This window comes from Paraburkholderia sp. BCC1876, from assembly GCF_902833695.1.
Taxonomy (GTDB): Bacteria; Pseudomonadota; Gammaproteobacteria; order Burkholderiales; family Burkholderiaceae; genus Paraburkholderia.
Genome location: NZ_CADFGI010000001.1, coordinates 1,447,246 through 1,473,702, shown reverse-complemented (window position 1 = coordinate 1,473,702; position 26,457 = coordinate 1,447,246). Strand labels below are relative to the sequence as shown.

The window sequence follows — 26,457 nt, the reverse complement described above, 5'->3', positions numbered from 1 at the left end:
ATTTTGCACTTGCAGGCAAATCGCGGTCTATAAGGGGCCGTCGAGGAAATCGGCTTTTGTGAAGGCCGCCACCGCGGCGGACGGATTGCCCAACCGGACCCGCGTCCACATGATGCCGGCGCCGTTCGCGGCCAGCGCGCCCGGCGGGGCCGGCTCGCCGATGATCTCGCGCACGTTGCCGATCACCTCGCGGATCATCTGCGACGCGCCGGGGCTGAGCAGACTGGCCTGGAACTGCGACAGATCCGCCAGCACGTCGGCGATCTTTTTGACCGACACCGGATCGTGACCGGTTAATGGCCAGCAGTGCAAAAGATACGCGAGCGGTACACGTTTTTTCTCCTCACACCAAAGTTCGAACAGGGCCGCGCACAGCGCGTCGATGCGATTGACCGTCTTCTTGCGCTGCAAAAAATAATCGGGCATGACGGTCATCCGGCAACGGAAGGGGATGCTCCACTTTAAACGCGTTGCCGTCTGCTGAACGTCAGGCGGCACGGGTTCTGGGCGGCCGGTTTGCTGATTCTGAAGTCAGGAAATCCTGAACCGTTATCAGCCAATCCTTCAGTTGCGCTTATTCCCGATGAATGGATCGAGCCAGAGCGCTTTGCGGTCCAACGGCACCCACGCCGGCAGAAACGGATTCTTCAGGTCGATCAGCACGCGCCGTTCGAGATGCAGGTCAGCGATGCTGCGCGAGAAATACGCGCGAAACAGCGCGTCGAAACTGCCGTCCTTCAACATGGCTTCGAGGCCGTCGTTGATTCGCTTCGCGAGCATCGGGTCGTCCTTGCTGACGTAGAAAAACTGCGCATACGGATAGCGGATCAGCAGATGGGACTCGACTCGCATCTGTGGAAAACTCGTTTGAAACGCCTTCAACTCGCGCGTGATTTCCAGCACGCCGCGCGGAAACATATCGAAGCGGTGATCGGCCAGCATCGGAAACAGCAGGTCGTAGCGGCTCGCCGTGACGAGCGGCACGCCGGCCAGCCGGTACACCGGCACGTCGCCCCAATCCTGTCCCTGGCCGATCGTCAGCGTGCGCAGGCCCGCGAGGTCGTGGATCGCGTTGAACTTCGCCTGCTGCCCTTCGTTGATGAGCGCCACGCGATAGCCGAGCAGACCACGGTCGATCGGAATGGGAATCGGAATGGTCGCGGCGTCGAGTTCATGGTGGCCGGGTTCGCTGGCCAGCACGTTGATCCGGCGTCCTGCGATGACCTCGTCGATCTCGCGTCGCGCCGACATGGCCGTCGAATAGCTGTCGATCACGTAGGGGCCGTAAGCCGGCACGGTGTGGTCCAGCGCGGTGATCAGAAAAGCCCAGCGGCCCTCGCGCACCGTGTCGCCGGGTACGCGAAGAATCCGGACGTGCATGACGCTCGCGGATCCAACGATAGGAGATGAGGCGGTGGCGGACGCGTCGCAGAATGCTGGACGGGACAGGGCGGCGGCAATCACGGACAGCGCAACCAGCAGCTTGACGCAGGCGTCCATTCCGCAGCGGCGAATGGCGTCGACGAACTTGGGTACGACCATGACTGACCCGAACCGGAAGCGATAAGTAGCCGGCAGTATGAGATCGAGTGGCGGGTTTCGCAAAATTCGATCGTTGCCCCGGTGCAAAGACCCTGGGCCGGCCGTGGGCGAGGCCTTGATCGCACGTATCGCGGGATGGCAGGCCGCCGGCAGAACGGGGGGCACTGGCGCTATGCTAGCGGCTTCGTCTACCCCGAGGAGAAACCGATGAAACAGCCACACGGATCGATGGTCACTTTTAACCGGCCTGACGGCAAGCCGCTGCAAGGCTATCTCGCGAAGCCGGCGAAACTGGAAGGCGCGCCCGCCGTCGTCGTGATTCAGGAGTGGTGGGGGTTGAACGACCAGATTCGCGGCGTCGCCGATCGCCTCGCCCTGTCCGGTTATCTGGCGCTGGTGCCCGATCTGTACCGCGGCAAGTCGACCGTCGAGCAGGAAGAGGCCCACCATCTGATGAGCGCGCTCGATTTCGGCGACGCCGCCACGCAGGACGTGCGCGGCGCGGTTCAGTATCTGAAGCAGCAGGCGGATAAGGTGGCGGTGACCGGTTATTGCATGGGCGGCGCGCTGACCTTGCTCGCGCTATCCAATATCCCCGAAGTGGCGGCCGGCGTGGTGTGGTACGGCTTTCCGCCGCTGGAATATATCGACGCGTCGAAAATCAAGGTGCCGCTGATCGGCCACTGGGCGACGCAAGACGAGTTTTTCCCGGCGGAAACGGTCGACGCGCTGGAAAAGAAGCTGACCGAAGCGAACGTCGACGTCGAATTCCATCGCTATCTCGCACATCACGCGTTTGCGAACGAAACGGCGGTCGGCTACGGACGTATTCCGCGGACCCAGTTCGATCCGGTCTGGTCGCAGCAGGCATGGGACCGGACGCTGACGTTCTTCGGCCGCACGATGTGGAAGTGACCGGCAAGTTGGCCGGTCAACGGGCGGCGCGTCGAGGTTAGCGCTTTGAACGTCGGGCTCAGAGCTTCGAGCCGCCGTCCACGTGCAGCGTTTCGCCGGTGATCCAGCGCGCGGCGTCGGAGGCCAGGAAAGCCACGGCGCCGGCAATATCGTCCGGTTGCGCGACCCGTTTCAAGGCCTGCATGTTCAGTGTGACTTCGCGTCCCGAATCGGTTTTCGTGAAATTGGACATGTCGGTTTCAACGACCCCCGGCGCAACCGCATTCACACGAATGCCGCGTTCGCCGAGCGCGGACGCAAAATGCCTGACGAGCGTATCCACGGCGCCCTTGGTCGCGGCATACGCGGGCAGCGTGCCGACCGCGGCGCGCGCGGCGAGCGACGACAGCAGCACCACGCTGCTGCCCTTGCACATCACCGGCAAGAGCTGTTGCACGAGAAAGAAAGGCGCACGCACGTTCACGGCGAACAGATTGTCGAAATCCGCGACGGTCGTGTCTTCAATGCTCGCCGCCTTCGAAATGCCGGCGTTCGCCACCAGAATATCCAGCCGATGGCCGATCACCGCGCGCACCTGTTTGGCCAGTTCGTGCGGACCGTCGGCATTGCGTAAGTTCGCGGCGACTTTCTGCGCATTGCCGCCGGCCGCGCGAATTTCGGCGACCACGGCGTCCGCTTCCTTCTCTCCGCTGCTGTAGTGAACCAGCACCTGCGCACCGGCCTGGGCGAGCGCGAGGGCGCTGGCGCGGCCGATGCCGCGTGAAGCGCCCGTAACGAGCGCGGTTTTTCCTGTGAGATTGTTCATGACGAGACTCCGGTTAGGTAAATCGAATCGATGGCTTGTTGATTGGGTGGATTGATCGCGCTTAGTCAGCTGCGCCGGTTTCCGCCAGGAACTGCGCCACGTGCGCGACGAAGCGCTGCGGGTACTGGTACAGCGAGCCGTGGTTCGCGTCGGGATAGAGGATCAGTTGAGCGTTCGGCAGGTTCTGCTGAAGAATCCACGAATTGATCGAATAGATGATCACGTCGTTGTCGCCGTTGACCACCAGCGTGGGCTGCTTCAGCTCGTTCAGGTAGTCGAACGGCGTCGGACGCGGCGCGCCCCATTTGGCGAGCGCGGCGAGTTGCGCCGGTGCGACCTTCTCGTTGGCTTCCGGGTCGCGTCCTTCGCTGCGCAGACGGAAACGCTGCAGGAACCGGCGACCCGCCGCCTGGCTCGCGTCCGAAGGCGAGAAATGCACGCGCAGCCACAGATGGTCCGGCTCGGCGTAGCTCGCGGCGAAAATGTCCTGCGCTTCCGGCGTGAGCGATTCCATCCCTTCACCGCTGCGCGGGCCCGTGCCGACCAGAATCAGACGGCGAACCAGCGTCGGCTCGGCGATCGCCAGGGTTTGCGCGATCAGACCGCCCATCGAAAAACCGAGCACGTCGACCTGCGTCAGGCCGAGCGCCTTGATGAACGCGGCGGCGTTGGCGGCCATCGCCTCGATCGATTCCGGCACCTCGCCCGAGCTGCTGGAGATACCGGCGTTGTTGAACAGGATCACTTCGCGGCCTTGCGCGAGGCCGTCGGTCACGGCCGGGTCCCAGTGGTCCATCGTGCCGGTGAAGTGGATGTTGAACACGAGCGGCACGCCGCCGGTCTTGCCGAAGCGGCGATACGCGAAGCGGACGCCGTTTGCTTCGACGAACTGGGTCGGGGCGCTCTGGTGGGTCTGTGCGATCATTTCAGGTTCCTCTGCGATATAGATGGAAGGCATGGTGTGCAGGTGCGCTGTGTCGGTTGCGTCGCTGCCTGATGGGTAATGTAGTGGGGGCTTGCGCAAAGGAAAAAGACTTTGTAGGCTGGCGGGCATGCCTGTGAGGCATGTCTTGCCACGAGGGCTTATGGAGCTTCGACACCTGCGGTATTTCGTGGCCGTCGCCGAGACGGGCAGCCTGACGGTCGCGGCGGAGCGGCGCTTGCATACGTCGCAGCCGTCGCTGAGCCGGCAGATTCGCGACCTCGAGGACGAGGTCGGCGCGGCATTGTTCAGCCGCAGCGCGCGCGGGGTCGAACTGACCGCGGCGGGCAAGGCCTTTCTCGACCATGCGCGGCTCGCGCTGACCCAGGTCGACGCGGCCATCGAGGCCGCGCGCCGTGCGTCGCGGCCGGCCAAACAGGTTTTTGCGCTGGGGTTTCTGACCGGCCAGGAAATGACCTGGCTGCCGCGCGCCATGCAGGTGCTGCGCGACGAACTGCCGAACGTCGACGTCACCGTATCGAGCCATTACTCGCCGGACCTTGCCGATGCGCTCGCGCGCGGCAAGCTCGACCTTGCGTTTCTGCGCGCCGAGCCGGGCTTCGATCTCGATTACAAAGTGGTGTACCGCGAAAAGCTCATCGTGCTGATGCCAAGCGATCACCGGTTGACCGGGCGCGCGGCGATCCGCGCGGAGGATCTGGTCGGCGAGACGTTCATCATGGCGTCGAACAAGGCGAAGGTGCTGCACGACGTGATCGAACAGTATCTGCAGGAGAGCGGCGTGACGCTCACGCCCGAGCATGGCGTCGACAATCTGGCGATGGCCATGTCGCTGGTGGCGTCCACGCGCGGGCTCGCGTTGATGCCGGAGTATGCGAACAACCTGCTGCCGTGGTCGGTCGTGAGCCGGCCGCTCGAAGGCGATGCGCCGGGTGTGGATCTGGTGATCGGTTATAGCCGCGCGAATACGTCGCCGGTGCTGAAGCTGTTTTTGTCGCGAGCGGAAGAACTGGTGATGTCGGCGATACCGGCGTCGCGCTGAGGCTTGCGTGACCGGGTCATTGCGTCATCGCGTCGTCGTTCTGCCGTGAGATCGCGCTAGCGGCTTGCGGATCGGTTCACCTATACTCGTTTCACCTTGCAAGGCCGCCTATTCGTTGTCATACCAACAAAACGGAGCCTCACATGCGTGTAGCGATGCGAAATGCCGCCCTCGGGCTGCTGATCGGTTTCACGTCGGGCGTCAGTGTCGGTGTGCAGGCCGACTCCGGTTGTGACACGGGGTGCAAGGCTCGCGGCCAACTGCTCGAGCATCACGTGTCGCTCCGGCTCAGTGCCGCGGCGTTTGCAAAAATGCTGGCGTCGAATGCCTCCGGTCAGCAGCTCGCGCAGATTGCCGGCAAGCCCGCTTGCGGCGTCGAGATCGTGACGTTCCGCTACAGCACGATCGGCGGCGCGGGCGAGCCGACTCAGGCGAGCGGCGCGCTGATGCTCCCCACCGGACACGCGTCCGCGTGCAGCGGGCCACGTCCGCTGATGATCTACGCGCACGGCACCACGCCGTACCGTCAATACAACCTTGCCGACATCACGCAAACGGACCCCGCCAACACGGACGGCGCCGGCGAAGGCCTCGCCGTGGCCGCGATGTACGCGGCGCAGGGCTATATCGTGGTGGCGAGCAATTACGCGGGCTATGCCGGCTCCGATCTGCCGTATCACCCGTATCTGAACGCCGACCAGCAATCCGCCGATGTGATCGACTCGCTGCGGGCCGCGCGCCTCGTGCTGAACGACACGAAGCGGGGACAAAAAGCGCGTGAGAACGGCAAGCTGTTCGTGACCGGTTATTCGCAGGGCGGCTTCGTGGCGCTGGCGACGCATCGCGCGTTGCAGGCGGCCGGCGTGAAGGTGACCGCATCGGCGCCGGGATCGGGTCCGTACGCGTTGGCCGCGACCGCGGACGCGTTGATCGAAGGTGAAGTCAACGTGGGTTCGACGCTCTTCACGACCTTGATCGTGACGGGTTATCAGCGGGCCTATGGGAACATCTATCGCAAGCCCGGCGATTTTTATGAAGCGGCGTACGCGCCTGGCATTGAGACCCTGCTGCCGAGTTTGCAACCGCTCGACGCACTTTTCGCCGCGAAGAAATTGCCGCCGACGCAGCTCTTCAGCAGCGTGCCGCCCGCGCCGCAATTCGCTGCGATGACGCCGCCCGCTGCGCCGCCACTCGTGCCGGTCGCGTTAAAGCCGGTGTCCGCGGCGGGATTCGGCGACGCCAATCTCGTGCGCAACGCTTATCGACTGGGTCTTCTCGAAGACGCCGCCGCTCATCCCGATGGCGCGTTCCCGCAGCCCACCGCAGCGTGGACCCCGGCTGCGAATCCGACGCAGCCGCTGCGCCAGGCGTTCAAGCGCAACGATCTACGCAACTGGGTGCCGCACGCGCCGGTGCAACTGTGCGGCGGCGAGGCGGACCCGACGGTGTTCTTCTTCAACGCGCGCACCGAGCAGGCGTACTGGTTGAACGCAAAGGTGCCGGCGGGACTGACTTCGGTGCTGGACGTGGACTCGCCTGTGACTGGACCGAACGATCCGTATGCGCCGATCAGGCAGGGTTTCGCGAGTGCCAAGGCGTCGCTCGCGAAGCAGGCGGTGGCGGGCGGTGCAACCGATGGCGGCGCTTCCGCCGTGTTGCAGGCGTATCACGGCGAACTGGTCGCGTCGTTCTGCATGGTGGCCGCGCGAGCGTTCTTCGCGAACTTCTGACGATTCGCGCGCGGCAACGAACCGCGCGCCTTGACCCAATTCTCGATTCTCAATTGCCGAACAGCGACGCTTGCGTGCCGACGCTCGGCGCGTGACGTGCGGGCTTGGCGCGTGCCTCGACCTTATGGGCAGGAGCGGGCGCGGGTGCCGAAGCAGAAGCAGAAGCAGAAGCAGAAGTTGCAATCGCCCCATCCGCTGCCGCTTCCAACGAAGTCTGCCCTGCCTCCAGCGACAACAGCAGCATCTTGTTCGCCAGTCCGCCCGCGAACCCGGTCAGCTCGCCGGACGCGCCGATCACCCGATGGCACGGCGCGACGATGGAAATCGGGTTCTTGCCGTTCGCCGCGCCGACTGCGCGCACGGCGTTGAGATTGCCGATTTGCAGCGCAATATCCTTGTAGCTGCGCGTCTGGCCGAACGGGATCGTCAACAGCGCGTGCCAGACTTTCTTCTGGAATTCGGTGCCCTGAAAGTCGAGCGCGAGGTCGAACGCCTGGCGCTTGCCGGCAAAATACTCGTTCAATTGCCGTTCGCTTTCGATCAGAATCGGGCGGTCGTTCGCCTCAAGCAGCGCGCCGAGACGAACCCGGTTCGGCTTGTCGTTTTCCCACAGAATCGCGGCCAGCCGTTCGCCATTTGCGACGAGCTTCAACTGTCCGACGGGTGAATCCATCAACTTGTATGCGTATGTCACGGTGCTTCTCCTGGCGGGTTGGAGGCCGGCATGCCGGTAAGGCGACGCCGCGATGTCGCGTAGTGCGCGCCGATGTTCAACAGTGTGAACTTCGAGCCCGCTGCCCGCGCTCCAGATCTTGCTGTCCAATTGGTGTGAAAGCATGACAGATGTGCGCGCCGTGTGGGGCGTTTTGGTGACGATGGGTTGAATCACGGCGAACGCGGACCCGCTCGCCGCGACTCAGTAGAATTGAGGCCCCCGGTACAACGCGTACCGGCAACGGATAGCCAGACCACGACTTTGACCACGACACTTGAACGACTGCGGGCCGGCCAGCTCGCCGGTGCGCGCCAGCTCAAACTGGCGTGCGGACTCAGCGAATTTCCGCGCGAGATTTTCGATCTGGCCGACACGCTGGAAGTCCTCGACCTGTCCGGCAATGCGCTCAGTGCGCTGCCTGACGATTTGCCGCGCCTGCGCAAGCTGCGCATTCTCTTTGCGTCCGACAACCTGTTCACCGAGTTGCCGCCCATGCTGGGGCAATGCGAGCAGTTGAGCATGATCGGCTTCAAGGCCAACCGTATTCGCGAAGTGTCCGGCAACGCGTTGCCGCCGCTGCTGCGCTGGCTCGTGCTCACCGACAATCGGCTCGAAGCGCTGCCGGCGGAAATCGGCCGCTGCACGCAATTGCAAAAGCTGATGCTGGCAGGCAATCAACTGCATGAGTTGCCCGACACGTTGGCTGCTTGCACGCGGCTCGAACTGGTGCGTCTCGCGGCGAACCAGCTCGATAAATTGCCGGACTGGCTGACACGCCTGCCCCGGCTCGCCTGGCTGGCCTTCGCCGGCAATCCGTTCGACGAAGCGTTAGAAACCTCGGCGCTGGTCGATACGCCGATCGCGGCGATCCCATGGAACGCGTTGAAACTCGAACAGACTTTGGGCGAAGGCGCTTCCGGTGTGATCTATCGCGCGGAACTGTCGGCGCCGCACGAAGGCGTCGCGCGGCCCGTCGCGGTCAAGCTGTTCAAGGGCGCGGTGACCAGCGACGGTTTGCCGGACTGCGAGATGGCCGCCTGCATCCAGGCCGGCGTTCATCCGAACCTGATCCCGGTGGCGGGCAAAGTGGCGGACCATCCGGCGGGCACGCACGGACTCGTGATGGAATTGATCGATCCGCGCTTCGGCAACCTGGGCGGTCCGCCGAGCCTCGAATCGTGTACGCGCGACATCTACGGCGCCGGCACGCGCTTCGATCCGGCGTCCGCGTGGGCGATCGCGCAAGGCATCGCATCGGCGGCGAGTCATTTGCATCGGCGCGGCATCATGCATGGCGATCTGTACGCGCACAATATTCTGTACGACGGTCAGGGGCACGCGCTGCTGGGCGATTTCGGCGCGGCATCGATCTATCGCACGGAAGAGGCGGACACCGGCGCCGCGCTGCAGCGTCTCGAAGTTCGCGCTTACGGCTGCCTGCTCGAAGAGTTGCTCGAACGCTGCGACTGGCTCGACACACCGGCCGACGTGGCGGCGAAGCTCGCGGAGTTGAAGGACAATTGCCTGAGCGAAGAGATCGGCAGCCGTCCGCTGTTCGACGACATCGTCGCGGCCTTGCTCGCGTTGAAGCCGGCTTGATGCTCGCCGCCATGCGAGCGTGCGAGCGCGGCCGTGCACAGGCGTCAGGGTGCGGAGTACGTTTCGTCAGGCCAGCGGAGGAGGAAAACGTTCATGACGCAGAAGACGCCCCGAAGCAGGTCTTCCTGGGCCATGCCCCAGCAGAACTCGCCTTCGAGCATGCGCCGTCGCGTGCTGTTTGCCGGCACGCTCGCTGCGGCCGGTCTGCTGACCTCGCCCGCTGTTCAGGCGCTGCAAGGCGGCAAGCTGAAGGTCGGCCTCGTGCTGAAGTCGCTTGCCGATCCGTTCACGGCCGCCATGCAGAACGCCGCGCAAAACTACCAGCAGCATTACGCGTCGCAATTTGGTTTGACGGTGCGCGGTACGGCGTCGGAGGGTGACACGGCGGTGCAGATCCGCATGGTCGAAGACATGATCCGCGCGAAGATGGACGCGATCGTGATCGCGCCGACCGACTCGAAGGCGCTGACGCCGGTGATCGCGCGCGGGATCAAGGCGGGCATCATCGTGATTACGATCGACAATCCGCTCGACGACGCGTCTCAGGACGCAGCCGGTATCTCCGTGCCGTTCGTCGGGCCGAACAATCGCAAGGGCGCGCTGCAGGTGGCGAAGGTGCTGGCCGGGCGGCTCAAGGCGGGCGACGAAGTGGGGATCATCGAAGGTATTTCGGCGGATCGCAATGCCCAGCAGCGCACGGAAGGAGGCCGGGAGGCGATGAGCGCGGCGGGCATCAAGGTGGTCGCGGTGCAATCGGGCCACTGGGATTACGGCAAAGGCCGCGACGCCGCCGCGGCGATGCTCGGCGAGCATCCGCAACTGCGCGGACTGCTGTGCGGCAACGACAACATGGCGATGGGCGCGGTCGATGCGGTGCGCGACGCCGGTAGAACCGGCGGCGTGTCGATCACCGGTTATAACGATATCGACGCGATCAAGCCGTTGATTGCCGACGGCCGCGTACTCGCCACCATCGATCAGTTCGCGGACCGCCAGGCCGTGTTCGGGCTCGACGTGGCATTGAAAGCCGTGACGGAGCAGAGAAGGGAAGGCGACCTGTCGAGGGTGATCGAGACGCCGTTGCAACTGGTCACGGCCCCGACGCGTTGAAGGCCGTGCAACGCGTCGTCTCACGTCACCTCACGTCGCATAGTTGGCACACGTTGCGTTGCATGGCCTGCATTGACCCGCTACTTATCCGCTACCCGTTAATTCGCGCTGACCTTGTGCGGCTTGGTCGCCTTTTCGAGCTTGTTATACTCGAACTCGGGCACGGACTTTAGTGCGTCCTTGGTTGCGCCGGGCAGGAACAGATTGCCGTCGCGTATCTCGAAGTGGTCGACCGCAATCGCCACGTAGTGCTTGCCCATGCCGAGGAATCCACCCACCGAGACGACCGCGTAGGTTGCCTTGCGATCCGGCGCAATGATCACGTCGTAGATGCTGCCGATCTTGTCGTTGAGATCGTTGTAGACCGGTTCGTCGACCAGCGCGCGGCGCACGCTCCAGCCCTTCAGCAACGCGTTGGTCTGCTCCACCGTGCCACCGAGCGGTTGCAGGCCGGCCACCTGGGCGACCGCGCCTTGCGACGCGCAGATCGCGACAAGCGCGGCAGCGCAGATCAGTGTGTTCGCTTTCATTTTCGGCTCCTGGTTTATGTGTCGGGATGGGTGCCGGACGAGTCCGGCAGTCAACCTCTTACCAGGGAGTTGCGGTAGCACGTCATGTGCCTGGGTTCGGCCGGAGCGTGCTGCGAGCGGGTGCCAGGCAGGTGCCAGATGCGTTGCGCAACGAGCAACGAGTAGCGCGTGTCATGGCGGCCACCGTTTAACTACAACGCCGGCTCCACCGCACGCAACGGCGCAAGACCCGGCGGCACACGTCGCGCGCGCCAGGCATCGCCGGCTGCCACGATCGCGCCTTGCAGCGCCGCGCCGTGACCGAAAGCGGCAATCATCACCTCCGGTGGATAGGGCACGGCGCGTTTCAGCAACGAGCGGATGTCGTCCGCAATACCCGGAATCCGCGCCATGCCGCCGCCGATCACGATCCGCGACGGGTCCAGCATCAAGCTCAGATTGACGATATGCACGCCGAGGCGGTAGAGCGTGTCGTCGAGCAGCGCCTTCACTTGCGGCACGGACTCACGCATTGCAAACGCTTCGCGCGTGCTCACGTTGCGTCCGAGCAGCGCGCTCACACGCTCGCCGATCGCACGGCCCGACACGAAGTCTTCCAGCGGCGCGCCGCCATCGGCGAATAGGGTTTCGCCCGGCACGCCGCGCAACTGATAGCCGATCTCGCCGGCCGCGCCATGCGCGCCGCGCAGCACCTTCCCACCGACAACCGCAGCCGCCGCGAGACCCGTTCCGAGGTTCACGTAGAGACCACACTCGACGCCGGCCAGCGCGCCGCAACGGGCTTCCGCGAGCGCGGCGGCTTTGACGTCGGTTTCAACGCCGACGCATTGAATCGCGAAACCCCTGCGTAGTTCGTCGTGCAAGGCGAGCCGGTCCCAGCCCGGGTTGTTCGGCGCGAGGCGAATGCCGTCCGGTTCCACGATGCCCGGCGTAACGGCAGCGGCCGCAAGCAATTCACCGCCGACGTCGGCCGCGGTCGTCGCGATCAACGCTCGCGCCGCGTCGAACATGCGGCGCATGACGGTCTGCGCACCTTGTTGCGCCAGGGTCGGAATTTCCGCTTCGTGAAGGCGTTGTCCGGTTTCCGTGGCGGTCGACATGGCGATCTTGGTGCCGCCGAAATCGATCGCCAGCAGAAATCCATGCGGCCCGGCGCCAGCGCGCCGGGTTTCATCCAGGTCGTTAACGTGCATGCGTTTGCGTATTGGCGGAGGCGGTTGCGGTGCTGCTCATCTGACGTTCGAGAAATACTTCGCGGATCGGCTTGGGACCGAACGGCCATTGACGCGCCACGCGCGCCCAGATCAGGAATGCGATCAGGCCGAGAACCAGCCAGCCGGTCGACATCAACTGCGATTGATGATCGGTCGCATAGAACACGTAGAGCCAGCCGACCAGCGCGACCAGGCTCGGCACGGGATAAAGCCACTGCCGGTACGGCCGTTCGAGCGTCGGCTGACGGCGGCGCAGCACGGTCAGCGCCGCAATCTGCGCGACCGACTGCAACAGCACCGCGACCGCAACCAGCATGTTGATCACGGAGGTCAGGTCGAAAAACGTGCCGGCCGCCGTGACCACGCCCATCACGATCAGCGCGACGTGCGGGAAGTTGTGCTTCGGATGCAGCTTGCCGAAGGCGGCGAGGAACACGCCGTCGCGTGCCGCGTAGAAGGGCACGCGCGAGCCGCCGAGCAAGCCGGCGAACACCGACGCGAACGCGGCGAACAGGATCAGCACCGTGACGATCGCGGCCGCCGTATGCCCCCAGTTGCGCTCCACGACCAGCGACGCCACCGACGTCGATTTCGCGACCTCCTGCCACGGCACCGTGCCGATCACGCCGATCTGCATCGTCAGGTACAGCACCATCATCGCGATGATCGACACGATGATCGAGCGCGGCATCACGCGGCCGGGGTTTTTCAGTTCGTCGCCCATGTACGCGGTGGTGTTGTAGCCGGCGTAGTCGTAAATGGCGATGATCAGGCCGGCGCCGAGGCCGGTGAAGAATTTGCCGAGATCGCCCGCGCCCGGCGGCAGCGTGGTCGCGAGGCTCAGATGAAAATCCGAGTACGCGGCCGCGATGGTCAGCCCGACCGCCAGCATCATGATGACCCACAACACCGTGCTCAACGCGCGAATCGATTCGATCCGCCGATACAGCGCGAGCACCACCAGCGCGGTCACGCCGACGCCGATGGCGTGTGTCTGCCATGCCGACAGCGTCGGCAGAAAGAACCCGAGGTACTGCACGAAACCGATAATGCCCGTGCTCATGATGAGCGGAATCGACAGCATCGCGGTCCAGACGAACAGGAACGGCATCAGCTTGCCGGTGCGGTACTGGAACGCTTCGCGCACATAGAGATAGGTGCCGCCTGCGCCCGGCATCGCCGCGCCGAGTTCCGCCCAGACGAGGCCGTCCGCCATGGACAACACCGCGCCGAGAATCCAGCCGATGATCGCCAGCGGCCCGTTCAGCACGGCGACGATAGCCGGAATGGTCAGGAACGGCCCGACGCCGCAAATCTGGATCATGTTCACGGCGATCGCCGGGAACAGGCCGACCGAGCGGCGGAAGTGCGGCGCCTCGGCCGCGGGCTCGGCGGCCGCGTCAGCCGTGACTTGCGGGGACGGTTCCCGCCAGGTGGAATCGCTCATCGATATCTCCATGCGGCGCTCGCCGCGTCGTTGATCGGATGCTTCGGCATTCATCTCATTTTTGTGTTGCCGAATGATAGGAAACTTTCTTTACTAATTCAAGCGAGCCAAAAATGTTCCATTAAGTCGGCGAGGGCGGCGGCTTGCCCCGCCGTACAGTCGTTGATAGGATCGGCCATCCCGAAACCAGACAGCCCATGCACGCGCATAGAAAGCACAGCCAGCCGACCGTCACCGTCACCCGTGGCCCCGCGTTCGTACGCCAGGGCAACGAATGGGCGATTTACCAGCATCTGCTGTCGATGGCGCCCGCCTCCAGCCCGCAGCTCGCGGAGAGTACGGGGTTGTCGAAAGTGACGGTCACGGCCGCGCTCAGCAATCTCGAACGGCTGGGTCTCGTCGAGCAGACGGGGGTGCGCGGCGGCAGCGCGGGGCGTTCCCCGCGTCTTTACGCACCGCACGCCAGAGCGGGCTTCGTGGTCGCGATCGACGTCGGTGCGGAATGGATTCGCGGCGCGGTCGCCGATCTGACCGGCACGGTGGTGGCGCGGCTCGACAAGCGCACGCCCGCCAAAGTGGAGCGGTTCGTCGCGCGCATTGTCGAGATCGTGGACGCAATGCTCGACGAGCAGCAGGTTTCGCGCGACGCGGTGCTCGCGACCGTGTTCGGTTCGCCGGGCGTGCTGGACGCCGACCACGACCGGCTGCGTCTCGCGCCGAACCTGCCGGATCTGGAGCGGCCGGGGCTGATTCCGTCGCTCAGGGAGGCACTCGACGCGGACCTGTTCGTCGAGAACGACATCAATCTCGCCACGCTCGGCGAGCAGCAGCACGGACTCGGGCGCGGCGTCGACAACTTCGTGTTCATGTCGGTCGGTACGGGCGTGGGTCTCGGGATCATCGCCGACGGCCGTCTGCATCGCGGCGCGCATGGCTTTGCCGGCGAGATCGCGGTGCTGCCCGCGGCGCCCGTGGTGGGCGCGAAATCGGATGGCGTGTACCGGCCGATGTTCGAAGCGTCGTCGGCGGCGAAAGGGATCGTCGCGCAGGCGCAGCGGCGCGGGCTGACGGTGGCGAATGCGGAAGAGGTGTTCGTCGCGGCGAATGCCGGCGATCAGCGCGCGCTCGATTGCGTGGCGGAAGAAGCGCGGCAGCTTTCGTGGGGCCTCGCGTCGATCATTCCGATTCTCGATCCGAAGCTGGTGGTGCTGGGCGGCGGTGTCGGCCGGAGCGGTTCTTTGCTGTTGCCGGCGATCCGCGATCATCTCGCGCAGTGGCTGCCGATTCCGGTGCCCGAGTTCGCCGTCTCGGCGACCGGCACCGACGCGGTGCTGCTCGGCGCGATCGTGCTGGGTGTCGAGCGGGCGCGTGTGAAGGCCTTTGAGCGGCTGGGGTACGCGACCACGGCTTAGTGTGCGTGCTACCGCCTGGCGCGCGTGCCAGGCGGCGGCACCAACGCCGGCGCTTCTAGCAAGCGCTGCGATGCGGTGTGGCGTTCGCCCATCTCCGTGGCGCTAGCGCTCCCCTTCAACTTGCGCCGCTTCCTTCGCGCGATACGACGCAATATCCCAAGCCTCCGCCAACGTCGCCACCGCGCGATGCGGAATGCCGAACGCCCTGGTCGCGCCGCGCCCCTGAATTCGCGCTGTCTCGCGCTTCGTATCGTCGGACTCGACGGTCACGAGCATCCTGCACACGCGCGCCAGCGCCGCCTTGTTCTGTTTGAGCCACACGCCACGCTGCTTGAAGTCGTCGTTTGTTTCGTGGTCGCGCACCTCGATATGAAACATCACGAACGGCACGGCGTGCGCGATCAATGCCTCCATCTCCCGTTCCCATTGCGCGGCATAACCGGGCCGAATGGCTTCGTTGCGAACGATCACGGTCGGAAACTGCGCGACGTCGAGAACGCTAAATGCCTGGACATCAAGAGTCATGGTCTCTTTCTCCGGAAACGCGGGCTGTGCCGCCTGGGTCTGCACGCTTCGACGAGGTGGGGAACGCCGTCTGCCAACCCCCACCCAATGTTTTGAACAACGTGACGAGCGACACCGCCACCTCGGTCGAACTCGCGGCGAGCGCCTGTTGCGTACCGAGCAGATCCCTCTGCACGCTCAGCACGTTCAGAAAATCCGTTGCACCCGCAACATACTGACGTTGCGCGTTGTCGAGCGCGATGCGGTCCTGTTCGACCGCTTCCGCCAGCTTGTCGCGATGCGATTGACGCGCGTCGTAATCGCTCATTGCGTTGTCCACCTCGTGCCACGCGTTCAGCACCGTGCGCTGGAATGCGATGGCGGCTTCCTGCTGTTGCGCTTCGCGCAGCGCCAGTTGTCCCTTCAGCCGACCGCCTTCGAATAGCGGCACGCTCAACGCAGGACCGACGCCGAACATGTGCGAACTCCACTGGTCGAGATCGCCGAAATGCATGGCCTGCAAACTCAGATTCGCCGACAGCGTGACGCGCGGATAAAAGTCGCCGACCGCTACGCCGATACTCGCGGTCGCCGCATGCAAATGCGCTTCGGCGACGCGAATGTCCGGCCTGCGCTCCACCAGCTCCGACGGCAAGCCGGCCGGCACGCGCGACGGTAGCGCCGGAATCGGTGCGGCCGCGCGCAACTCGCTGTCCAGCGTGTGCGGCGGCGCAGCCATCAGAAAACTCAACGCATTGACGAGGCGTGCGTGCTGGTTGTCGAGCAACGGCAATTGCGCTTCGATCGTGCTGACTTGCGCGGCGGCTTCGGCCATGTCCAGACGTGTCGCGACGCCGTCGGCGAAACGGATTTTCGTCAACGCCAGGCTGTGCCGCGCGATCTCCAGATTCTGCTGAACGATCTGCTGCTGCGCCTGCACGCCGCGTAATTGCAAGTAGTCGCTCGCGGTTTCGGCGAGGGTGGCGAGCAACACGTCGCGGCGCAAATCCGCGCTGGCTTCGACGCTGGCATCGGCGGATTCGGTTTCGCGCCGCACGCGGCCCCACAAATCGAGTTCCCACGACGCGTCGAGACCCGGCTGCCACACGTTGTAATCGTGCTTGCCGCCGAGCCCGGCAACGTCGAGCAGCCCGTTCTGGCTCGAGCGTGCGTGTTGATACGACGCCGTGCCTTCAACCGAAGGCAGCGCATCCGCGCCGCTCACACGGCGTGCGGCGCGGGCCTGCATCAGCCGTGCGCCGGCCGCTTTGACATCGAGACTGGCACCCGCGACACGCGCGATCAGCGACGACAGTTCGGCATCGTGAAACACGTTCCACCACTGCGGATCGAGCGCGCCGTCGACGATCTGCGACGGTGTTGTCGATAGGGGCGTGGCTTGGCCCCTATGTCCCGCTTCCCATTGATCCGGCAACGCCGCCGCCGGCCGGTGAAAATCAGGCCCGACCGTGCAGGCGGCAAGGCCCAGCACGCACACGCCCAGGGCGATTCGTGAGATCAGCGTATTCATCGCGCGGCGACCTTTTCGCCGGCTGACGAAGCAGGCGCGTTGCCGGTGCGAATCGTCGCATCGACCGACATGCCGACGCGCAATTTATCGAGCGACGCCTGGCCCGCCTGCAGCACGATCTTGACCGGGATCCGCTGGACCACTTTGGTGAAGTTGCCGGTGGCGTTGTCGGGCGCGATGGCCGCGAACGTCACGCCGGTCGCGGGCGCAAAGCTGTCGACCGTGCCTTGCAACACCATGCCCGGATAGGTGTCGACACGAACCTCCGCCGCCTGGCCGGGGCGCACATTGCCCAGTTGCGTTTCCTGGTAATTCGCCACCACGTACGCCTGTTGCAACGGCACGACCGCGAGCAGCGGCGTGCCCGGCGTCACGTAGGCGCCCACGCGCGCCGCGCGCTGCCCGACCACGCCGTCGATCGGCGCGACGATGCGTGTCCACGACAGATTGAGACGCGCCGTATCGAGCGCGGCTTGCGTCTGCTGGAGCGTGGCTTCGGCGCGCTCGCGCTGGGTCGTCAGCACGGCGACCTGCTGTCTGGCCGCTTGCAACGCGGCGTCGTTGCGCGCGACATCGGCTAGCGCGGTGTCGGTCCGCGAGCGCGCCTGCTGCGCGTTCTGCGTACTGCCGGCGCCGTGTTGCGCGAGGTCGGCGTAGCGGGCGTCGTCGGCGCGCGCGAACACGGCGTTCGCGTGCGCGGCGGACAACGTCGCGGCGGCCTGATCGATCAGCGACCGTTGCTGCACGAGGCTCGCCGACACGTTGTCGATTGCCGCCTGCGCGGCCGCGACGTTGGCGTTTGCCGCGTCGACGGCCGCCGCGTAATCGCGGTCGTCGATCTGCGCGAGCAGTTGTCCTTTGCGCACGAACTGATTGTCGTCGACGCCGAGTGCGACGATCTGACCGGCAACGCGCGGCGCGACTACGGTGAAATCGGCGCTGACGAAGGCGTCGTCGGTGCTGGGTCCGGACGGTTTCAACACGCCGTAGGCGAGCGCGGCGCACAGGCCGAGCAGCACGATCGCGACCGTGCCGACGGCGTAAATTTTCTTGTTCGACTTCGACTCAGACATAGGTCAACCTTTTTACTTTTTCGATCGGATCGGTGGATCGGTTCGCTGTTTGACGGGCATGGGTGTCGGGGTGAGCACAGGCGCGGGCGGCGTGACGGCGGCGCGCGGCGGATACACCCGCGTCGGGATCACCGCGATCAGCAGAATGAACACGATCGCGACGCCGGTCATCAAGCGGAAAACATCCGCCGACGCGAGCACCAGCGCCTGCTCGCGGATCTGCTGATCGAGCAGCGCCAGCGCCGCATGCGCGTCGACATGCAGGCGCGCCGCAATGTCCTGCTGCGCCATTGCGAACGCCTGCGGCCGGTTGCCCAACTGATCGATCAGTACGTTCGAATGGAAACGCTCGCGCATTGTCGTCAGGCCCTCGGTGACGCCGGTGCCGACCACGACGGCGAAGCCCTTCACGGTATTGAACCAGGCGGACGCGAACGGCCCTTCCTGCGGCGTCATGCCGTTGGTCGAGAGCATCAGCAGCGGAATCACCGCCATGGGCTGTGCGACGATCTGCATGATTTGCAGCGTGTAGAAGTTGTCGCGAATCCAGTCGGACGTCATGAAGCTGCCCGCGAAACACGACAGGGCGATCAGACCGAGTCCGCCCGCCAACACCCAGCGGCAATCGACGCGCCGCAGATTGCACAGCGCGGCGACCGCGGGTAACGCAACGAGTTGCGGCAGCGCGACGCACAGCGCGAGCGGCGCGAGCTGCAGCGGCCGGTAGCCGCGCACCTCGACCAGATAGCCGGCGGGCAGGCTCGGCACGGCAACCAGAATCAGCAGTACGCCGCCGAGCGTGAGCAGCGCATGCGACAGATTGCGCCGCGCCAGCAACTGGATCTTGAAGAACGGCAACGGATGAAACCATTCGTTGACGAGAAACAGCGCCAGCATCACCGCGCCGCCGACGAGCAACGCGCAGAGCCACGGCGCGTCGGTCCAGCCGACGCGGGTGCCTTGTTCCAGCGCGATGACCAGCATCGCCATGGCGGGGAAACCGAGCAGCACGCCGCGCCAGTTGAATTGCTCGAAGCGTTCGAGGCGAAGCGGGTCTTGCGGCAAGCCCCACGCCATCATGCCGATCGATACCAACGCGAGCGGCACGATCTGCCAGAACAGGAATCGCCAACCCGCGTAGTCGGTCCAGAGGGCCGCCAGCGGCGTGCCGAGGTTCGGCGCGAAGGTGGCCGTCAGCGCGTAGGCGGCGAGGCCGTAGAGCTTGATGCCGGGCGGCAGGAAGCGCAGCGCGACGGTCATCAGCATCGGCGGGAGGCAGCCGCCCGCGAGTCCCTGAAGCGCGCGCAAGGTCAACTGCGCGCCGAACGTCGAGGTGAACGGAAAGACCACGCCGAGCAGCGCGAACGCGGCCACCGCGCCGATCGTGAAGCGTCGCAGCGAGAAGGTTGCCGAGCACCACGGCGCGAACATCATCGCGGAGACTTGCGTGACTTGATAAGCGGTGCTCAACCACGACGCGTGGTCGCGGCTGATGCCCAGCGCGCCGCGAATGTCGGGCATGGCGACGTCGGTGACGTGGTCGTTGAGTTGCGCGATCACGACGGCGATCAACACGCCCACGAGCCCGACGACCACCCGTGTGGTGAACGCGGGGGCTTGGGGCTGGGGTACTGCTTGCGATGGTGCTTGCGGTGGCGTTTGCGTTGGTGTCGCGAGAGCGGGCGCTGGATTGACGACGGAGTTCACGTGACCCGCCTGCCACGCAAACCAAGCGCGTATTCGGTCACGCCGACCGCGTCGGAAAAACCCATGATGCTGGCTCCAGGAATGGGACAGGAGCCAGTCTACGAAGCATCGATCGATTCGGAAATTGCGATTTTCGCAATCGATGCGTGCGTTGAACGCACGCATCAGGCGAGGCGAACTCGGTTAAAAAAACCGGCTATCCGCCGCACGCATCCCGCACGACGCGCCGCAGCCACTGATGCGCCGGGTCGCTCTGGAAACGCGGATGCCACGCCTGAATCACGACGATGGTCTCCAGCGGCATGGGAATCGGAAACGATCGCACGCGGACGCCCAGCGCTTTCGCGGTCGCCGCGACATGGTCCGGCAACGCGACGATCAGGTCGGACGAGCCGGCCGCGAACACGCCGGTATGAAACGACGGCACCACCAGCGACACCGTGCGCGTCAAGCCGAGCGCCGCGAGTGCGACGTCGATCGGACCGGTGGCACGGCCGCGGCGCGACACGCTCACCTGATCGTAGGATGCGAAACGTTGCGGCGTGATTTCGCCGTCGAAGATCGGATGATCGTCGCGCGCGAGACCGACGATCGCGGTCGTGAACAGCCGCTGCATATGGATGTCCGGCCCTAACGGACGCATCGAGGTGATCAGCAGGTCGGTCTTGCCGTCCAGCACGACGTGCGCCTCGATGTCGTTGCCCGGCTCGAAGCGCAGCACCGAACGCGGCGCTTCTCGCCGGATGCGATCCAGCGCGCCGCCGCCGAACGAACTGGCGAAGGTATCGTTCGCCTGCAGGTTGAACGTGCGTTCGAGGGTGGCCAGATCGAGTTCGCGTTCGGGCTGTAACAGCCGCACCGCGTTTTCCACCGACGCGCGCACCTGGTCGCGCAGCGCGAGCGCGCGTGGCGTCGGCACCATCCGCCGGCCGATCTTGACGAGAATCGGATCGCCGACGGCGTCGCGAATCCGCGCGAGCGTGCGGCTCATGGCGGGCGCGCTCAGATGCATGCGTTGCGCGGCACCGACCACGGAGCCTTCTTCGAGCAACGCGTCCAGCGCGATCAGCAGGTTGAGGTCAGGTGATTGCATGGCACGCAACGATGGTGAACGAGGCGTGCAGTTTGACGCAGGACCGGATTGTTTGCTGGGAAATTGGCGACGGAGGGTGCTATCCGATCAACCGGTTGCGGCCCACTTGCGCGAAACTGACGGCGATCGAGCCGCGTGGGGAGAGGCTGCGTGGTTCGAACTCTGTCGTGCGGCGGTCTTCTGGCCGACTCAGCAGCCCGTAGAGGTCGGGGCGGCGCGCGGTAAGCCATTGGCGGCCGGCGCTGTTGTGGGTCAGGCTGGCTTCGATGTCGGCTGAGATGAGCGTGTTGGTCGTATCGCCGCTGTTCGAGCCCAACGTTCGGCCGCGTGGATCGACGATCATGCCTGTGCCGGTTACGGAGGAGTTATCGGTGACATCCGCGCCGTCGCTAAAGGCGATGAACAGACCGTTGTCTGCGGCGCGTGCGGGTAGCCAGTGAGGTAAGTCGGACAGCGCTTCGTTGTTGGAGTCGAAGGCCCTGTGTGCGTTTTCACCGCGCCTCGCTTGTTCGATCGACACCGGCTGCATTTTCATCCCGCCCGCACTGCGTCCGCCGAAGCTTCGATGTGGCGCGATCAACAGCGTTGCGCCCATCAACGCCGTCACACGCATGTTCTCCACAAGGTAATTGTCCGCGCCGATCAGAATGCCGATGCGAATCCCCCACGACGTATCGAACACGGTGAACCGATCGCCGCTACCAATCCGCCGATGCTCGAACGCATGCAACTTACGGTGGCAATGGCGCTGCCCGCCAGGCAGGCACACGACGTAGCTGTTGAACAACCGTCCGTCGGTGGCGCGCTCCACGATCCCGACGCCGGCCGCCACGCCAGTCTGTTCGACCGCGTCGGCCACCGCGTGGATCGACGGTCCGTCGAGCGATTCCGCGAGGGCCTCGAGTTCGGCGCGCGGCAACTTCGCCATGCTCGCGTAACCGGCAAGGCAGCTTTCCGGAAACACCACGAGACCGATGTTCTGACACGCGGCGTTCGCGAGACACGTCACCACGCGCGCGACATTCTGCACGGCGTCGCCGCGACATGAAACGAGCGGGATAGAAGCCACGCGAAGCGAGGGACCTGACGAGGAAGACATCTTCGCAACCCGATGGAGAAAACGCCTTCATTGGACCGCTCCCCATTCAATAAGTAAAATGAAACATTCGATGCTTTCGATTACTTCGTGGAATGGAACTCAAACTCCTACGCGTGTTTCTGACGGTCGCGGAATTGCGCCATTTCGGCCATGCAGCAGACGTGCTGTGTGTCAGCCAACCCGCGCTGAGCAAGCAGATCGCCACGCTGGAAACGAGCCTTGGCGCGCGTCTGTTCGAGCGCGGCAGGCATGGTGCGGAACTCACGGTGTTCGGCGAGACGTTTCTTGCCGACGCGGCGGGTCTGGTCCGCGACGCCGACGAGATACTCGCGCGGGCTCGCGAGGCGAGTAGCGGCACGCGCGGCTATTTGCGCGTCGGCCTTGGACTGTCGACGCTCACCGAAGCGCCGCAACTGATCGCCGGTTTCCGGCGGTGCTATCCGAACGTTAGCGTCACGCTGAACGACCTCTCTTCTGCGGAGCAAAGCCGGCGGCTTCTTGCCGGAAAACTCGACGTGGGTTTTCTGCGCCTGCCGGCCGAAGCGGGGCTGTCCGCTTTTCCGGTACTCGATGAGGCGCTGGCACTGGCGATCCCGCAGCACGCGCGCTGGAAACGCATTCCGTCGAATCTGAAGGAACTGAATGAGCCAGGGTTCATTGCGCTGGCGCGTGGACGCGGTCCCGGCCTGGCCGCGCAAATCGACCACTGGTGTGGCGAACACAATTTCGTGCCCAACGTCATACAGCAAGCCGACGACATTCAATCGGTGCTCGCGGGCGTGGCGGCGGGCGTCGGCGCGGCGTTTCTGCCGTCGCGAGCGCAGTATCTGTTGCGCGACGCAAGGGTGCTGCCGTTGCGCGATGCGGCCGCCAGGTGGCGCGTCGGACTCGCATGGCAAGCCGCGCGCGACGACGCGGTCGTGAAGCGTTTCGTTGAGTTCGTGCGGGAGGGGATGAAAAAGGCTCAGTGAGGAATGCGCGGATACGGTTGTTCGCGCCGACGCTATCGACGTTCCCGCGCCTTCACTGCGTGCCGGATCGCGCCGGCGGTTGCGACGCCGAATCGACGCGGGCCGATTGCTTCACCAGTTCCTGCGTCATGGCGGCGGCAACGGGGTTCGACCCGCGCGGAGTTGGCCCGTCGCGCGCGGCGGGCGGCTCCGACGGCGGCGCCGATGGCATCGGCAGCGACGGATCGGGTTTGGCCGATTCCTTGACGAGTGCGTCGGTCATCGCCGCTGCAACCGGGTTCGAGCCTTGCCGGTTGATATCGCCATGCGCGCCTTCCGCTGTCTGCGGCGCAGCCGTTTTCGTCTCGCCCGATGCGTTAATCGTGACCGGTTTGACTGCATGAGTGCTCGGCTTGCGCGGCGGCGGCAGCGGCGCCACTGCCGCGATCTCGCCGCTGCTTTGAGCGGACGACGGCACGGTAGGCAGCACGCTGCCCGCCACGACGTGCGTGTCGCTGGCACGGGGCCCGACCGCCGCGGCGCTGACGGCACTGGTTGCCACCGTGCCGCCTGTCGCGCCGCTAGCCGCGGTCGTTCGTTCACCTCTAGGAACCAGCAGATAACCGACTACACCGAGGTCGATTAGCACCAGCCCAATGATCAATGCTTTGCCTGTATTCGTCATATCCAACCACCGGATTTTTCACGTGATGTGATCGACTTAATGATAATCGACTGCTCGTGACCGGACCGCGTAACGCCAATAATCGCGCTGTGGGCGTTCCCGTCACCCCGCGCGGGCGTCTGAGATAAGCTTCGTCTGGTTTGCAACATGAGACGTGAACAACGTCGCCTCTGAAGGAATCCGCATGGACAGTCATATCGCACCGGTCGACATGAAGAAGGCTTACCGGCTCCTCAATCACGGCCCCACGGTGCTGGTGTCCGGCCGTTACGACGGCGTGGACGACGTGATGGCCGCAGCGTGGTCGTGCGCGCTCGATTTCTCGCCGCCCAAGCTGACGGTCGTGCTCGACAAAGCGACCCGCACGCGCGCGCTGATCGAGCAGACCGGCACGTTCGTCATTCAGGTGCCGACCGTGGCGCAGCTTCAACTCACGCACGACGTCGGCACCGTGAGCCTCGCGAGCGACCCTGACAAGCTGCAGCGGTCGGCGGTGAGTTTGTTCGGTATCGACGGTTACGATCTGCCGTTCGTCGCCGGCTGTTCCGCGTGGCTCGCCTGCAAGGTGATCCCGGAGCCGCACAACCAGCAAACCTACGACCTGTTCATCGGCGAAGTGGTCGGTGCATGGGCCGATACGCGTGTTTTCGAAAACGGTCACTGGAATTTCGAGCGCGCGGATCCCGCGTTGCGCAGTTTGCATTACATCGCCGGCGGTCAGTTCTACGCGATCGGCGAGGCGATGTCGGCGGTCGTCGATCCGGCGAACAACGCGTAATGAGCGCGGGTCGGGCGCTCGCTACAGGGTGAGCGCTCGCAACGCCGATCATGAAGGCATTGCCTACATCAGATCGGGCCGCGGTGCCGGCGTGCGTTTGATCTGCCGCATGAGCGTGTCGCGATAGATGCCCGGCACGGTCGCCAGTTGAGCCGGCGAACCTTGCTGAACGACGCGGCCGCGATTGAGCACCACGATTCGATCGAAGCTCTGCAGCGTCGACAGCCGGTGAGCGATCGCGATCACCGTGCGGTTTTTCATCAGCCGTTCGAGCGCGGCCTGAATCGCGATTTCAGAAGCTGTGTCGAGTGCCGAGGTCGCTTCGTCGAGCAGCAGAATCGGCGAGTCCTTCAGGATGGCCCGCGCAATCGCAATACGCTGGCGCTGTCCGCCGGACAGTTTGGCGCCGCGATCGCCGGCAATCGTCTCCAGTCCTTCCGGCAGCGCCGCGATGAACTCCAGGCAATGTGCGTCCTGACACGCGCGGCGCACGTCGGCCTCGCTGGCGTCGGGACAGCCGTAGCGGATGTTCTCCAGCAACGAGCGATGCAGCAAGGTGACGTCCTGCGGAACGATCGACAGCGCAGCCTGCAAACTTTGCACCGTGACGTGCGCAATGTCCTGCCCTGAAATTCTCACCGTGCCCGAGCCCGGCTCGTAGAAGTGTTGCAACAGGGCGAGCACGGTGGATTTTCCCGCGCCGGAGGGACCGACCAGACCGACGCGCTCGCCCGCTTCGATGTGCAGATTCAGCGAATTGAGCACGGGCCGCCGGCCTGGATAAGCGAAGGTCACGTTTTCGAAATCCACCATGGCGCGGCGGACTTCGAGCGGCGCGGCCTTGGTGGGCTCGGGCATGGAATGCGGGATCAGCAGCGTTTCCGACGCTTCGCCAAGGCGGGCGACGTGCTGGGTCAGATCGACGAACGCGACCGCGATGTCGCGCGAGCCGTGCAGGATCGAGAAACCCAGCGAGCCGATCAGCACGACGTCGCCGGTGGTGGCCTGGTCGATGCTCCACAGCCACACCGTCCACCCGAGCACGCAGGCGGAGAGGATCGAAGTCGCGACCGCGTGCAACAGCCGCAGCTTCTCCAGATACAGCAGGCTGCGCTTGCGCGCATCGTTCTCGGCGGCGAGCTGGCCGTCGAAGCGCCGGCGTTCCGGGAACACCGCGCAGAACGCGCGAACCAGCCCCATATTGCCGATCACGTCGACGAGTTCGCCATCGACCGACGCCGCCTGCTTCGCGAATGCCTCGTGCCGGGCGGTGCCCTTGCGTGCCAGCAGAAACAGACAGAACGCGAGCACCGCCGAAATGCCGACCAGCGTGAGGCTCATCGGAACGCTGACGGCCGCCACCATTGCGATGGCGCCGATGACCGTCAGGCTCGGCGGCAACGCGGTCCATGCGACCGTGTTTTCGAGCACGTAAACCGCGTTGGCCGTGGCCGAAATGCGGCTCGACAGAACGCCGGGTTGTTTGTCGGAGAAGAATGACGGCGCGTGGCCAGCGAGATAGTCGAACATTTCCCGGCGGATATCGCCGGTCACTGCGACAAACGTGCGCGCGGAAATCCAGCCGGCGACGCGCCAGAACAGGTTGTCGGCAAGGATCAGCACGACCAGCACGGCGAACGCGCGCACCACGTTTTGAGGATGAGCGCGGCCGCCCGGCAATGCGTCGATCAGATTGCGGATGCCGTATTGCGAAGCTAATGCGCAGCCCACCGCCGCGACCACGCTGAATAGAACAACGCCGTGCGCGAACTTGTGTCGTGCCACGTAACGCCAGATCAGACGAATGGGGCGACCCGCATAGCGGGATAAAACGCGCGAACGTCGCCGTCTGCGCACGCGGCCGGCGCGGCTGGTGTCGCCATCATCGACTAGGTCCATGTCGCGTTCTCCGGGTTTGTGGGAGTCGGGCGTCACGAAAGCCTGCGTGGCAGGCGTCAGTCGAGAGGTCCGGCTTGCATGCATCGCAAGCGGCGTGCCTTGGTGGCGAATGGTTCGCGTTGTCAGTGATTGGA

24 protein-coding genes are annotated in these 26,457 nt (G+C 64.9%); 8 read left to right on the top strand and 16 right to left on the bottom strand.

Annotation, left to right across the window (positions count from 1 at the left end; all coding sequences use genetic code 11):
- Window positions 1–27 precede the first annotated feature (27 nt).
- Together HWY05_RS06270 and HWY05_RS06265 are read right to left on the bottom strand one after the other, a co-directional pair.
- Window positions 28–435 carry a hypothetical protein gene (locus HWY05_RS06270; RefSeq protein ID WP_176057714.1) on the bottom strand — a complete coding sequence of 136 codons (408 nt, stop codon included), beginning with the start codon at window positions 433–435 and terminating at the stop codon, window positions 28–30.
- Window positions 436–564: 129 nt separating this feature from the next.
- Complete coding sequence (locus tag HWY05_RS06265) at window positions 565–1,542, bottom strand: amino acid ABC transporter substrate-binding protein (protein ID WP_176057713.1); 978 nt, start codon at window positions 1,540–1,542, stop codon at window positions 565–567.
- Between the two features lie 207 nt (window positions 1,543–1,749).
- Here HWY05_RS06265 and HWY05_RS06260 point away from each other — a divergent pair, with 207 nt between their 5' ends.
- A complete protein-coding gene (locus tag HWY05_RS06260; protein WP_035559637.1) occupies window positions 1,750–2,457 on the top strand; it encodes a dienelactone hydrolase family protein in 708 nt (235 codons plus the stop codon).
- A gap of 58 nt (window positions 2,458–2,515) precedes the next feature.
- On the opposite strand, the gene HWY05_RS06255 is transcribed toward HWY05_RS06260, so the two are convergent.
- Both HWY05_RS06255 and HWY05_RS06250 read right to left on the bottom strand, forming a co-directional pair.
- Entirely contained in the window at window positions 2,516–3,262 is a 747-nt protein-coding gene (locus HWY05_RS06255) for an SDR family oxidoreductase (protein ID WP_035559635.1), read from the bottom strand.
- Window positions 3,263–3,323: 61 nt separating this feature from the next.
- Window positions 3,324–4,187 carry an alpha/beta hydrolase gene (locus tag HWY05_RS06250; protein ID WP_176057712.1) on the bottom strand — a complete coding sequence of 288 codons (864 nt, stop codon included), beginning with the start codon at window positions 4,185–4,187 and terminating at the stop codon, window positions 3,324–3,326.
- A 160-nt stretch (window positions 4,188–4,347) separates the two neighbouring features.
- Between HWY05_RS06250 and HWY05_RS06245 the strand changes: the two genes are divergently transcribed.
- Together HWY05_RS06245 and HWY05_RS06240 are read left to right on the top strand one after the other, a co-directional pair.
- The gene (locus HWY05_RS06245) at window positions 4,348–5,247 is read left to right on the top strand and encodes a LysR family transcriptional regulator (RefSeq protein ID WP_176057711.1); all 900 of its coding nucleotides are present in this window, start codon (window positions 4,348–4,350) and stop codon (window positions 5,245–5,247) included.
- 143 nt (window positions 5,248–5,390) lie between these two features.
- Window positions 5,391–6,977 (top strand): CocE/NonD family hydrolase, encoded by a 1,587-nt coding sequence (locus tag HWY05_RS06240; protein ID WP_176057710.1) that lies wholly within the window; start codon window positions 5,391–5,393, stop codon window positions 6,975–6,977.
- Window positions 6,978–7,026: 49 nt separating this feature from the next.
- On the opposite strand, the gene HWY05_RS06235 is transcribed toward HWY05_RS06240, so the two are convergent.
- On the bottom strand, window positions 7,027–7,671 hold the full coding sequence (locus HWY05_RS06235) for a methylated-DNA--[protein]-cysteine S-methyltransferase (protein WP_244146507.1): 645 nt from the start codon (window positions 7,669–7,671) through the stop codon (window positions 7,027–7,029).
- Between the two features lie 282 nt (window positions 7,672–7,953).
- On the opposite strand from HWY05_RS06235, the gene HWY05_RS06230 reads away from it, so the two are divergent.
- On the top strand, window positions 7,954–9,291 hold the full coding sequence (locus HWY05_RS06230; protein ID WP_176057709.1) for a leucine-rich repeat-containing protein kinase family protein: 1,338 nt from the start codon (window positions 7,954–7,956) through the stop codon (window positions 9,289–9,291).
- Window positions 9,292–9,423: 132 nt separating this feature from the next.
- Entirely contained in the window at window positions 9,424–10,401 is a 978-nt protein-coding gene (locus HWY05_RS06225; RefSeq protein WP_244146532.1) for a substrate-binding domain-containing protein, read from the top strand.
- 98 nt (window positions 10,402–10,499) lie between these two features.
- Here the strand turns inward: HWY05_RS06225 and HWY05_RS06220 are convergent, their stop codons facing one another.
- The 3 genes from HWY05_RS06220 to HWY05_RS06210 all read right to left on the bottom strand — a co-directional run bounded on the left by HWY05_RS06220 (window position 10,500) and on the right by HWY05_RS06210 (window position 13,592).
- Complete coding sequence (locus HWY05_RS06220) at window positions 10,500–10,931, bottom strand: PRC-barrel domain-containing protein (RefSeq protein WP_035559612.1); 432 nt, start codon at window positions 10,929–10,931, stop codon at window positions 10,500–10,502.
- Window positions 10,932–11,122: 191 nt separating this feature from the next.
- Window positions 11,123–12,124: an ROK family protein gene (locus HWY05_RS06215; RefSeq protein WP_063771813.1), complete on the bottom strand. Its 1,002-nt coding sequence runs from the start codon at window positions 12,122–12,124 to the stop codon at window positions 11,123–11,125.
- Window positions 12,114–13,592: an APC family permease gene (locus HWY05_RS06210; RefSeq protein WP_176057707.1), complete on the bottom strand. Its 1,479-nt coding sequence runs from the start codon at window positions 13,590–13,592 to the stop codon at window positions 12,114–12,116. Before HWY05_RS06210 ends, HWY05_RS06215 begins: the two co-directional genes overlap by 11 nt.
- 197 nt (window positions 13,593–13,789) lie before the next feature.
- On the opposite strand from HWY05_RS06210, the gene HWY05_RS06205 reads away from it, so the two are divergent.
- Entirely contained in the window at window positions 13,790–15,004 is a 1,215-nt protein-coding gene (locus tag HWY05_RS06205; RefSeq protein WP_035559609.1) for an ROK family transcriptional regulator, read from the top strand.
- Window positions 15,005–15,106: 102 nt separating this feature from the next.
- On the opposite strand, the gene HWY05_RS06200 is transcribed toward HWY05_RS06205, so the two are convergent.
- The 6 genes from HWY05_RS06200 to HWY05_RS06175 form a co-directional block, all read right to left on the bottom strand.
- Window positions 15,107–15,529 (bottom strand): hypothetical protein, encoded by a 423-nt coding sequence (locus tag HWY05_RS06200; protein WP_063771812.1) that lies wholly within the window; start codon window positions 15,527–15,529, stop codon window positions 15,107–15,109.
- Window positions 15,519–17,039, bottom strand: coding sequence for an efflux transporter outer membrane subunit (locus HWY05_RS06195; RefSeq protein WP_176057706.1), 1,521 nt, complete (start codon window positions 17,037–17,039; stop codon window positions 15,519–15,521). The genes HWY05_RS06200 and HWY05_RS06195 overlap by 11 nt, the downstream gene beginning before the upstream one ends.
- Complete coding sequence (locus HWY05_RS06190; protein ID WP_035559607.1) at window positions 17,036–18,112, bottom strand: HlyD family secretion protein; 1,077 nt, start codon at window positions 18,110–18,112, stop codon at window positions 17,036–17,038. The genes HWY05_RS06195 and HWY05_RS06190 overlap by 4 nt, the downstream gene beginning before the upstream one ends.
- Window positions 18,113–18,124: 12 nt before the next feature.
- Window positions 18,125–19,687: an MFS transporter gene (locus HWY05_RS06185; RefSeq protein WP_244146506.1), complete on the bottom strand. Its 1,563-nt coding sequence runs from the start codon at window positions 19,685–19,687 to the stop codon at window positions 18,125–18,127.
- 328 nt (window positions 19,688–20,015) lie between these two features.
- A complete protein-coding gene (locus HWY05_RS06180; RefSeq protein WP_035559605.1) occupies window positions 20,016–20,912 on the bottom strand; it encodes a LysR family transcriptional regulator in 897 nt (298 codons plus the stop codon).
- A 79-nt stretch (window positions 20,913–20,991) separates the two neighbouring features.
- Entirely contained in the window at window positions 20,992–22,011 is a 1,020-nt protein-coding gene (locus HWY05_RS06175) for a nitrilase-related carbon-nitrogen hydrolase (protein WP_176057704.1), read from the bottom strand.
- Window positions 22,012–22,103: 92 nt separating this feature from the next.
- Between HWY05_RS06175 and HWY05_RS06170 the strand changes: the two genes are divergently transcribed.
- Window positions 22,104–22,982, top strand: a complete 879-nt coding sequence (locus HWY05_RS06170) for a LysR substrate-binding domain-containing protein (protein WP_176057703.1) — start codon at window positions 22,104–22,106, stop codon at window positions 22,980–22,982.
- 52 nt (window positions 22,983–23,034) lie between these two features.
- On the opposite strand, the gene HWY05_RS06165 is transcribed toward HWY05_RS06170, so the two are convergent.
- Window positions 23,035–23,646, bottom strand: a complete 612-nt coding sequence (locus tag HWY05_RS06165; RefSeq protein ID WP_176057702.1) for a hypothetical protein — start codon at window positions 23,644–23,646, stop codon at window positions 23,035–23,037.
- A 184-nt stretch (window positions 23,647–23,830) separates the two neighbouring features.
- On the opposite strand from HWY05_RS06165, the gene HWY05_RS06160 reads away from it, so the two are divergent.
- A complete protein-coding gene (locus HWY05_RS06160) occupies window positions 23,831–24,424 on the top strand; it encodes a flavin reductase family protein (protein ID WP_035559592.1) in 594 nt (197 codons plus the stop codon).
- A 63-nt stretch (window positions 24,425–24,487) separates the two neighbouring features.
- On the opposite strand, the gene HWY05_RS06155 is transcribed toward HWY05_RS06160, so the two are convergent.
- A complete protein-coding gene (locus HWY05_RS06155; RefSeq protein ID WP_051981019.1) occupies window positions 24,488–26,323 on the bottom strand; it encodes an ABC transporter ATP-binding protein in 1,836 nt (611 codons plus the stop codon).
- Window positions 26,324–26,457 lie beyond the last annotated feature (134 nt).

What these genes read in the sequence shown, in the direction of transcription:
- HWY05_RS06260 (WP_035559637.1), top strand. Translation starts at nt 1,750, where the DNA reads ATGAAACAGCCACACGGATCGATGGTCACTTTTAACCGGCCTGACGGC.
- HWY05_RS06270 (WP_176057714.1), bottom strand. Translation starts at nt 435, where the DNA reads ATGACCGTCATGCCCGATTATTTTTTGCAGCGCAAGAAGACGGTCAAT.
- HWY05_RS06180 (WP_035559605.1), bottom strand. Translation starts at nt 20,912, where the DNA reads ATGCAATCACCTGACCTCAACCTGCTGATCGCGCTGGACGCGTTGCTC.
- HWY05_RS06245 (WP_176057711.1), top strand. Translation starts at nt 4,348, where the DNA reads ATGGAGCTTCGACACCTGCGGTATTTCGTGGCCGTCGCCGAGACGGGC.
- HWY05_RS06165 (WP_176057702.1), bottom strand. Translation starts at nt 23,646, where the DNA reads ATGACGAATACAGGCAAAGCATTGATCATTGGGCTGGTGCTAATCGAC.
- HWY05_RS06210 (WP_176057707.1), bottom strand. Translation starts at nt 13,592, where the DNA reads ATGAGCGATTCCACCTGGCGGGAACCGTCCCCGCAAGTCACGGCTGAC.
- HWY05_RS06155 (WP_051981019.1), bottom strand. Translation starts at nt 26,323, where the DNA reads ATGGACCTAGTCGATGATGGCGACACCAGCCGCGCCGGCCGCGTGCGC.
- HWY05_RS06225 (WP_244146532.1), top strand. Translation starts at nt 9,424, where the DNA reads ATGCCCCAGCAGAACTCGCCTTCGAGCATGCGCCGTCGCGTGCTGTTT.
- HWY05_RS06175 (WP_176057704.1), bottom strand. Translation starts at nt 22,011, where the DNA reads ATGTCTTCCTCGTCAGGTCCCTCGCTTCGCGTGGCTTCTATCCCGCTC.
- HWY05_RS06240 (WP_176057710.1), top strand. Translation starts at nt 5,391, where the DNA reads ATGCGTGTAGCGATGCGAAATGCCGCCCTCGGGCTGCTGATCGGTTTC.
- HWY05_RS06220 (WP_035559612.1), bottom strand. Translation starts at nt 10,931, where the DNA reads ATGAAAGCGAACACACTGATCTGCGCTGCCGCGCTTGTCGCGATCTGC.
- HWY05_RS06200 (WP_063771812.1), bottom strand. Translation starts at nt 15,529, where the DNA reads ATGACTCTTGATGTCCAGGCATTTAGCGTTCTCGACGTCGCGCAGTTT.
- HWY05_RS06190 (WP_035559607.1), bottom strand. Translation starts at nt 18,112, where the DNA reads ATGTCTGAGTCGAAGTCGAACAAGAAAATTTACGCCGTCGGCACGGTC.
- HWY05_RS06170 (WP_176057703.1), top strand. Translation starts at nt 22,104, where the DNA reads ATGGAACTCAAACTCCTACGCGTGTTTCTGACGGTCGCGGAATTGCGC.
- HWY05_RS06215 (WP_063771813.1), bottom strand. Translation starts at nt 12,124, where the DNA reads ATGCACGTTAACGACCTGGATGAAACCCGGCGCGCTGGCGCCGGGCCG.
- HWY05_RS06160 (WP_035559592.1), top strand. Translation starts at nt 23,831, where the DNA reads ATGGACAGTCATATCGCACCGGTCGACATGAAGAAGGCTTACCGGCTC.
- HWY05_RS06250 (WP_176057712.1), bottom strand. Translation starts at nt 4,187, where the DNA reads ATGATCGCACAGACCCACCAGAGCGCCCCGACCCAGTTCGTCGAAGCA.
- HWY05_RS06265 (WP_176057713.1), bottom strand. Translation starts at nt 1,542, where the DNA reads ATGGTCGTACCCAAGTTCGTCGACGCCATTCGCCGCTGCGGAATGGAC.
- HWY05_RS06205 (WP_035559609.1), top strand. Translation starts at nt 13,790, where the DNA reads ATGCACGCGCATAGAAAGCACAGCCAGCCGACCGTCACCGTCACCCGT.
- HWY05_RS06195 (WP_176057706.1), bottom strand. Translation starts at nt 17,039, where the DNA reads ATGAATACGCTGATCTCACGAATCGCCCTGGGCGTGTGCGTGCTGGGC.
- HWY05_RS06255 (WP_035559635.1), bottom strand. Translation starts at nt 3,262, where the DNA reads ATGAACAATCTCACAGGAAAAACCGCGCTCGTTACGGGCGCTTCACGC.